Genomic DNA, 8728 nt, shown 5'->3' on the forward strand with positions numbered 1-8728 from the left:
ATCCGCTGGCCCTCACCACAGGAGACGTGCCATTGATGAGCAGACCGCTGCCCATGGCACCTCAGTACCCACAGGAGTGCCATTGATGAAGACCCTGCTGCTGCTCGCGACCGGCCTGCTCTCTGCCCAGGCATTTGCCGCCGACACCCTCACCGTCTACACCTACGATTCGTTTGCAGCCGAATGGGGCCCGGGTCCCAAGATCAAGCAGGCCTTCGAGAAGGAGTGCGGCTGTACCCTCAACCTGGTTGCCCTGGAAGACGGCGTCGCCATCCTCAACCGGCTGCGGCTGGAAGGCCAGCACAGCAAGGCAGACCTGGTGCTGGGGCTGGACGATGCCCTGGTCAGCGAGGCCAAGCAGAGCGGCCTGTTTGCCCCCCATCACACCAGGCTAGACGCCCTCAAGGTGCCGGGTGGCTGGCAGGATGACACCTTCGTCCCCTATGACTACGGCTACTTCGCCTTCGTCTACGACAAGGACAAACTCAAGCAGCCCCCCAAGAGCCTGAAAGAGCTGGTGGAACGGCCCGATCTCAAGGTGATCTATCAGGATCCCCGCACCTCCACCCCGGGCCAGGGGCTGATGCTGTGGATGAAGTCCGTCTACGGCGACCAGGCCCCCGCCGCCTGGGCACAGCTGGCCAAGAAGACGGTCACCGTCACCAAGGGCTGGTCCGAGGCCTATGGCATGTTCCTCGATGGCGAGGCGGACATGGTGCTCTCCTATACCACCTCCCCCGCCTATCATCTGATCGCCGAGAACAAGCCCCAGTATCAGGCGGCCGCCTTCGCAGAGGGGCATTACCGTCAGGTGGAAGTGGCCGCCAAGCTGAAAGGCGCTGTCCAGGACAAGCTGGCGGACCAGTTCCTGCAGTTCATGATAAGCCCTGCCTTCCAGCAGGAGATCCCCGCCGGCAACTGGATGTACCCGGTGATCGACCAGCCGCTGCCCAAGGGCTTCGAGCAGATGATCACGGTCGCCAAGCCGCTCGCCTTCAGCGCCGATGAAGTGGCCGCCAATCGCAAGAACTGGATCCGCGAATGGCTGCAAGCCGTCACCCAGTGAACGCAGGCTCTCGTCCCCTCTGGTGGCTGCCGGGCAGTGCGGCCACCCTGCTGATCTTGCTGTTGTCCCTAGGGCCGCTCGCGGCCCTGCTGTGGCAGGCGGGCACCTTGTCTCCCCGCACCCTGCTGGCCGATCCCTATCTGCGCCATGTGCTGGGCTTCAGCCTGGGGCAGGCCCTGCTCTCCACCCTGCTGAGCCTGGGGCTTGCCATTCCGGTGGCCCGTGCCCTGGCGCGGCGCCGCTTCCCTGGCAGGGCCTTGCTGCTGAAATTGTTCGGCCTCTCCCTGGTGCTGCCCGTCATCATCGCCATCTTCGGCATGGTCGCGGTGCACGGCCGCCAGGGCTGGTTGCCACAGCTGCTGCGCGGCCTGGGGCTGGATCCTGGCAACTACCTCTACGGCCTGTTCGGCATACTGCTGGCCCATGTGTTCTTCAACATGCCGCTGGCGGCGCGCCTCATGCTGCAGAGCATAGAGAGCGTCCCTGAGACCTCCTGGCGCCTCGCCAGCCAGCTCGGCATGCGCTCATCCCACATCTTCCTGCTGCTGGAGTGGCCGCTCATCCGCGGCATACTGCCGGGGCTCGCCAGCCTCATCTTCATGCTCTGCTTCACCAGCTTCACCACAGTGCTGGCGCTGGGCGGCGGCCCCAAGTCCACCACCCTGGAAGTCGCCGTCTATCAGGCACTGCGCTTTGATTTCGATCTCGCCACCGCGGGCGGCCTGGCGCTGGTACAGCTGCTGCTGACCGTCGCCCTGCTCCTGCTGCAACACAGGCTGCAGACCCCCCCTGCAAGCCGCCTCACCAGCCGCCGCCCCTGCCTGCGGCCGGATCGCCATCAGCCGGGGACAGCCCTGGTGGATGCCGTGGCGCTCTGCACCGGGCTCGCCATCTTCCTGCCGCCCCTGCTGGCCATAGTCGTGGCCGGTTTCAACCCCGGCCTGCTGACGGCGCTGGCATCCCCCGGACTGTGGCAGGCGGGCGGTCAATCCCTGGCCATCGCCCTGGCTGCCGGATCGCTGGCGACCCTGCTCGGCGCCGGTCTGCTGCTCACCAGCCGCCACCTGAGGGTGCGCGGGCGCAAGCGGCGGGCCGCCGCCCTGTGGGAGGCCAGCGGCTCCATGATCCTGATGATCCCGGCTGTGGTGCTGAGTACAGGGCTCTTCATCATGTTCATGCCCTTTGCCGACGTCTTTGCCCTGGGCCCCTGGCTGGTGGTACTGGTCAACGCCCTGATGGCGCTGCCCTATGTGCTGCGCACCCTCAGCGCCCCCATGCAGCTGGTGGTGCGTCAATACGACCGGCTGGCGGACAGCCTGGGGGTGCGCGGTCTGCATCGCCTGCGGCTGGTGGAGTGGCCCCTGCTGCGCCGCCCGCTGGCGCTGGCCATGGCGCTCTCCATGATATTGTCCCTCGGGGATCTCGGCGCCATCGCCATGTTTGGCAGCCAGGCCCTCACCACCCTGCCCTGGCTGCTCTATCAACAGCTCGGCAGCTACCGGCTGACCGACGCGGCGGCCACCGCCCTGCTGCTGCTCACGCTCTGTTTCTCCCTGTTCTGGCTGGTTGAGCGAGGTCTTGGAGGAAAAAATGGCGAGCATTGAGGTACAAACCCTGCGCTACCGTTTCTGCGGCTGTTCTGGCTGGTCGAACGGACTCTTTGAGAGGAAAAAATGCTGAACATCGATGAGCTGGTCACCAGCTACCCGGATTGGCGCGTCAGCTTCAGCGCCACCCTGCCCAGGGGGGAGATCACCGCCTTGATAGGGCCAAGCGGCGCCGGCAAGTCCACCCTGCTCGGGATGATCGCCGGCTTCGTGCCGGTGGAGTCCGGCCGTCTCAGTTTCGATGGCGTCGATCTGCTGCCGCTCGGCCCCGCCGAGCGGCCGGTGACCACCCTGTTTCAGGATCACAACCTCTTCCTGCACCTCTCGGTGTTCGACAACATCGCCATCGGCCTGCACCCGGGCCTGCGCCTGAGCCCGGCCCAGCGCGAGCAGGTGAAACAGGGCGCAAAGCGGGTCGGTCTTGGCGACATGCTGAGCCGCCTGCCGGAGCAGCTCTCCGGTGGCCAGCAACAGCGGGTGGGGCTGGCCCGCGCTCTGGTGCGGGGCAAGCCCCTGCTGCTGCTGGATGAGCCCTTCTCGGCCCTGGATCCCGCCCTGCGCCGGGAGATGCTGGCGGAAGTGGCCCGCCTCGCCTGCGAGCAGGGGATCACAGTGCTCATGGTGTCCCACAACCCTGAGGATGCCCAGCTCATCGCCGATCAGGTGCTCTTCGTCGACGAGGGCCGCATCGCCCTGCAGGGCAGACCCGACATACTGCAAGACAGCGAGCACCCCGGGCTGCTGCGCTACCTTGGCCGTACACAAGGGTAATGACGGTAACGGGATCAAAAAAGGGGAAGCCTGCTGGCTTCCCCTTTCTCATGCAGAGATTGCGTTAAATCAGAGATTTTCCTCGGCGAACGAAGCCAGTCGGCTGCGCACCACACCGTTCAGGAAGATGTTGGCACTGCCGTCGAAGTCCTTGAAACGCTCGACTATGTAAGTCAGACCCGAGGTCACCGGGCTCAGGTAGTTGGAGTCGATCTGGGCCAGGTTGCCGGAGCAGACGATCTTGGTCCCCTCGCCGCAGCGGGTGATGATGGTCTTGATCTGGGAGGCGGTCAGGTTCTGGCACTCGTCCAGCAGCACGAAGGTGTTCTGGATGCTGCGCCCGCGCATGAAGTTGACGGATTTGAACTGGATGTTGGCCTTCTCCATGATGTAGCTCAGGGACCCGCTCATGTTCTCGTCCTGCTTGTGCAGCACCTCCAGGGTGTCGGTCACCGCCGCCAGCCAGGGCATCATCTTCTCCTCCTCGGTGCCGGGCAGGAAGCCGATGCTCTCGGCAATTTCCGGGGTGTTGCGGGTGACTATGACCTTCTCGTAGATCCCCTTCTCGATCACCAGCTCCAGGGCCGCCGCCATGGCCAGCAAGGTCTTGCCGCAGCCCGCCGGGCCGGTCAGGATCACCAGATCGATGTGCGGATCCAGCAGGGCATCCAGGGCCATGCCCTGATAGATGTTCTTGGGATGCACCCCCCAGGCCTTGCGTGACATCAGTCGCTCGCGGCCCAGATCTTTCAGGCGGATCTTGTTACCGTCGTGGCTCAGCACCCTGGCTGCGAAGAAGTTCTCCTCGTCCAGCAGGTACTGGTTGACGTGCACCCCCTCCAGCAGGTTCGAGTCGATCACGTGGACTGTGTCGCGACCATGGGTCTCGCTGTCGCACTCGCCCACCCGTTCCCAGAAGCTGCCAGGCACTACCTGGAAGCCCTTGGCCAGCAGCCGGATGTCGTCGATCAGCTGGTCGCTGCGATAATCCTCCACATGGGCAAGGCCCGCCCCCTTGGCCTTGAGGCGCATGTTGATGTCCTTGGTCACCAGCACCACCTGGCGTTTCATCTCGTGCTTTTGCAGGTAGAGGGCCGCGTTGATGATGCGGTTGTCCGCCTCCTTGTCGGTGAACACCTCGGCATCCTGAGGAAGATGGTGATCGCTGAAGATGGAGATATGACCGCTCGCCTCACCCGCCAGCGCCACCCCCTGCACTATCTGTTCGGGGTTGGCGTCGCGAAACACATCTTCCAGCGCGCGGATGGCGACCCTGGCATCACGGCTGACGTCTTTCTGGCGATCCTTGATGTTGTCGAGCTCTTCGAGCACCGTCATGGGGATGAGCACGTCGTGCTCTTTGAAGGAGTAAATGGCGAGGGGTTCGTGAAGCAGAACGTTGGTATCCAGGATAAACAGCTTTCGGTCCGTGTTGTCCATAAGCATCCTCCTTGGCACTGAAGGTGCCACGTGTGTGAATCTCAGATGTCATTGAAACCACACGGCCGTGACAGTTTTATTACCCCCAACGCTACGCCCGATTTTACCGCTGCGCAACAAATCGCTTGCAAGGCAGTCTCGTTCGAACATAAAAGCAGCAATGAAAAGACCGGCACTCTGGCCGGTCGTTTTTCACTTCTGTCTGTCAGCAGCGCCCGTCAGCCGCACTTGGAATCGCCGCAGTTGAGGCAGGTCATGCAGCCATCCTTCTGCACCAGCGCCTTGGTGTGGCACTTGTAGCAGAGCGCCGCACTGGCCGGGAAGCCGCTTCCTGACTGCTGGGCGTCAGCCTCCTGTTCGGCCTGCATCTGTGCCTGCTTCTCGGCCAGAAACGCCTGCTGGTGCTCATCCAGCCCGGTGGCCTTGAGCATGCCTATCTCGGTGAGATGGGTCTCGATCACGTTGCCAATTTCGGCGATGAGCGACGGCACATACTTGCCCTTGTTCCAGTAACCGCCTTTGGGATCGAACACGGATCTCAGCTCCTCCACCAGGAAGGTGACATCCCCGCCCTTGCGAAACACCGCGGAGATGATGCGGGTCAGCGCCACTATCCACTGGTAGTGTTCCAGGCTCTTGGAGTTGATGAAGATCTCGAACGGACGGCGCGTCTCGTGGACTGTGCCCTCGTTGAGAATGATGTCGTTGATGGTGATGAACAGCGAGTGCTCGGAGACATGCTCCGGCGTCTTCAGCTTGTAGGTGGTGCCCATCAGCCGTTCCGGACGCAGCACAGTCTCGTGCATGTGCACCACGTCATCCTCGGGGGCCGGCGCTTCTTGCGGCTCATCCCGGGTTTTCACCTTGTAGGCGACGATTTTCCTGTCGATCTTCTTGACCATAATCTGTTCTCAGAATTTGCCGTAATAGCCTTCTTTCAAGGCGTCATAGAGGTTGGCGGCGGTGTGCAGCTCGCCATCGTATTCGATCTCTTCGTTCCCCTTCACCGTGATGACGGAGCCATCCTCCAGAGTGAACTCGTACTGAGTGTTCTCCAGATCCTTCTCCTTCACCAGTACCCCCTGGAAGGCCTCGGGGTTGAAGCGGAAGGTGGTGCAGCCCTTGAGCCCGGAGTCCGAGGCATACATGTAGATGTCCTTGAACTGCTCGAACGGGAAGTCGGTCGGTACGTTGGCCGTCTTGGAGATGGACGAATCTATCCAGCGCTGGGCCGCCGCCTGGATGTCCACGTGCTGGGCGGGACTGATGTCATCGGCTGTGATGAAGTAATCCGGCAGACGGCAGGCATCATCTTCGGTGTAAGGCATGGCAGCGGCGTTGATGAGCTCCCGGTATGCCAGCAGCTCGAAGGAGTAGACATCCACGCTCTCCTTGCTCTTCTTGCCCGCCTTGATGACGTTGCGGCTGTAGTGATGGGCGAAGCTCGGCTCTATGCCGTTGCTGGCGTTGTTGGCCAGCGACAGAGATATGGTGCCGGTCGGCGCTATGCTGCTGTGGTGGGTGAAACGACCACCGGTTTCGGCCAGCGCGGCCACCAGGGCGGGATCCACCTCGGCCACCTGTTGCATGTAGCGGCTGTAGCGCGCGTGCAACACCTTGCCCTTCACCTTGTCACCCAGCTTGATGCCATCGGCCGCCATTTCCGGACGAAGCCGCAGCATCTTGCCGGTTACCTCGAACTCCTGCTCCATGATGGGGGCCGGGCCCTTCTCCTTGGCCAGACGCAAGGACTCCTGCCAACCTGTCATGGCCAGCTCCTGGGAGACCTGCTCGGTGAAGGCGACAGAAGCCGCAGAGCCATATTTTATCTGCAGCATGGTGAGGGTCGAGCCCAGACCGAGGAAGCCCATGCCGTGACGGCGCTTGGCGGTGATCTCCTCGCGCTGCCTGGGTAATGGCAACTGGTTGATCTCCACCACGTTGTCGAGCATGCGAGTGAAGATGGCCACCACCTTGCGAAATGCCTGCCAATCGAAAGCCGCTTTTTCAGTAAAAGGGTCGCGCACAAACTTGGTCAGATTGACCGAGCCGAGCAGACAGGCGCCATAGGGGGGCAAGGGCTGCTCGCCACAGGGGTTGGTGGCGCGGATCTCCTCGCAGAACCAGTTGTTGTTCATCTGGTTGACCTTGTCGATCAGGATGAAGCCGGGCTCTGCATAGTCATAGGTGGAGGTCATGATGACGTTCCACAGCTTGCGCGCGGGCAGGGTCTTGTAGACCTTGCAGGCCACCTGGCCCAGCGCGTTGATCACCACCCCTTCCTTGTTCGGCCAGTCGGCCCAGAGCACCTGCTCGGGATCGTCCAGCGCAATGCCATCCTGCTCCACCTCTTTGGCGGTGTAGGGGAAGATGAGTCGCCAGGGAGCATCTTCCTTCACCGCCTTGACGAACTCTTCGGTGATCAGCAGAGAGAGGTTGAACTGGCGCAGGCGACCATCTTCCCGCTTGGCCTGGATGAACTCGATCACGTCGGGATGCCGGATATCCATGGTGCCCATCTGGGCGCCACGGCGACCGCCCGCCGACGAGACGGTGAAACACATCTTGTCGTAGATATCCATGAAGGAGAGCGGGCCCGAGGTATAGGCCCCGGCACCGGAGACGAAGGCGCCGCGCGGACGCAGGGTCGAGAAGTCATAGCCGATGCCGCAGCCCGCTTTCAGGGTCAAACCGGCCTCGTGCACCTTGCCGAGAATGTCATCCATCGAATCTTCGATGGTACCGGAGACAGTGCAGTTGATGGTCGAGGTGGCCGGTTTGTGCTCGAAGGCCCCAGCATTGGACGTGATGCGGCCCGCCGGAATGGCTCCATTGCGCAGCGCCCACAGGAAGGGCTCATACCAGGCATCAGGCTCGCTCTCCTGCGCCGCCAGCGCACGGGCGACCCGCTGATAAGTCTCGTCTATGGTGCCGTCGATAGGCGCCCCATCCTTGCTCTTGAGGCGATACTTGCTGTCCCAGATCTCGAGGGAGGTTTCCTGCATGGGGATGAGGGCAGAGCCGGTTCCACTCTCCAGCACAGGGTTGGATTTAGCCATTTTCAAGCCACCTTATGTGAATACAACAACGTCATGACAGAGTCAAAAACACAACCAATAGGTTTCATATCAATCAGATAACACTATATATAGTATCTCTCTCACGGGGCGCAGATTCTATCCTAAAAAATGCCCCGGCCAGCAGATATTTGGGCCAGGGCATTTAACCGGTTCATTTCCCGATGAATTTAACGGGAGAGGGGATCTCAGGTTTTTTTGACGTACACGCTCGGCGTCTCACCCGCCATATTCAGATAGAACTCGTAGACGCCGTCTTCATCCGGCGAGAATTTCATGTCCTCATACTTGGAGCAGGGGTTGACCGGCACAGGTTCTCCGCCCAGCACGACGACACCGTCACTCGGGCTCTTGTAGCCGAAGTTGGTGCCACAGCTCCAGCCGGTATCGGCGAACTTGAACTTGTAGGGAGCCCACTCTTTCTTGAGGGTGCCCTTGGCCATGTAGAGCTTGTCGGCCACCTTGACCACCTTGCTCTCATCGGTCGCCATCCAGTCGTTCATCTCCCCGCGCAGGTAGATGGATTTGCCATCGAAGTCGCTGTTGTCTGCCGCCTGCTCTGCACCGCCATTGGATGCGCAACCGCCTAATACCAGGGTTCCCGCCGCCAGCATCATCGTTACTGTTCTTTTGAACATGGGTCTATTCCTTAAATTATTGTGATTCCTTGGCCCATAGAACCTGGGCAGACGAATTAAAGCAGAGCGGGCATCACAAGAAAGGTAGAGTCATCACATTCTGTGCAGAAAAGGGGCCGGTTTTTTGGG

Annotated in this window: 7 protein-coding genes; 3 read left to right on the forward strand and 4 right to left on the reverse strand. The window is 61.5% G+C overall.

The genetic code is table 11. The annotated features are described in order from the left end of the window. The first annotated feature begins 85 nt into the window (after positions 1–85). The 3 genes from thiB (at position 86) to thiQ (ending at position 3444) form a co-directional block, all read left to right on the forward strand. Positions 86–1066, forward strand: coding sequence for a thiamine ABC transporter substrate binding subunit (thiB, locus tag ACF2JD_RS08690; protein WP_440987199.1), 981 nt, complete (start codon positions 86–88; stop codon positions 1064–1066). Continuing rightward, positions 1042–2670 (forward strand): thiamine/thiamine pyrophosphate ABC transporter permease, encoded by a 1629-nt coding sequence (gene thiP / locus ACF2JD_RS08695; protein ID WP_440987200.1) that lies wholly within the window; start codon positions 1042–1044, stop codon positions 2668–2670. The genes thiB and thiP overlap by 25 nt, the downstream gene beginning before the upstream one ends. Positions 2671–2739: 69 nt before the next feature. Then, positions 2740–3444 (forward strand): thiamine ABC transporter ATP-binding protein, encoded by a 705-nt coding sequence (gene thiQ, locus ACF2JD_RS08700; protein WP_234677914.1) that lies wholly within the window; start codon positions 2740–2742, stop codon positions 3442–3444. Between the two features lie 69 nt (positions 3445–3513). On the opposite strand, the gene ACF2JD_RS08705 is transcribed toward thiQ, so the two are convergent. From ACF2JD_RS08705 to ACF2JD_RS08720, 4 genes are all read right to left on the reverse strand, one after another. Next, entirely contained in the window at positions 3514–4884 is a 1371-nt protein-coding gene (locus ACF2JD_RS08705) for a PhoH family protein (protein WP_106885887.1), read from the reverse strand. 218 nt (positions 4885–5102) lie between these two features. Further along, positions 5103–5786, reverse strand: coding sequence for a TSCPD domain-containing protein (locus ACF2JD_RS08710; protein WP_171276804.1), 684 nt, complete (start codon positions 5784–5786; stop codon positions 5103–5105). A 9-nt stretch (positions 5787–5795) separates the two neighbouring features. Beyond that, positions 5796–7943 carry an adenosylcobalamin-dependent ribonucleoside-diphosphate reductase gene (locus tag ACF2JD_RS08715; protein WP_408794522.1) on the reverse strand — a complete coding sequence of 716 codons (2148 nt, stop codon included), beginning with the start codon at positions 7941–7943 and terminating at the stop codon, positions 5796–5798. Positions 7944–8149: 206 nt separating this feature from the next. Further along, positions 8150–8599 carry a pullulanase gene (locus ACF2JD_RS08720; protein ID WP_440987201.1) on the reverse strand — a complete coding sequence of 150 codons (450 nt, stop codon included), beginning with the start codon at positions 8597–8599 and terminating at the stop codon, positions 8150–8152. Between the last annotated feature and the right edge of the window lie 129 nt (positions 8600–8728).

The sequence above is a fragment of the Aeromonas ichthyocola genome (assembly GCF_046087985.1).
Classification (GTDB): Bacteria; Pseudomonadota; Gammaproteobacteria; order Enterobacterales; family Aeromonadaceae; genus Aeromonas; species Aeromonas rivipollensis.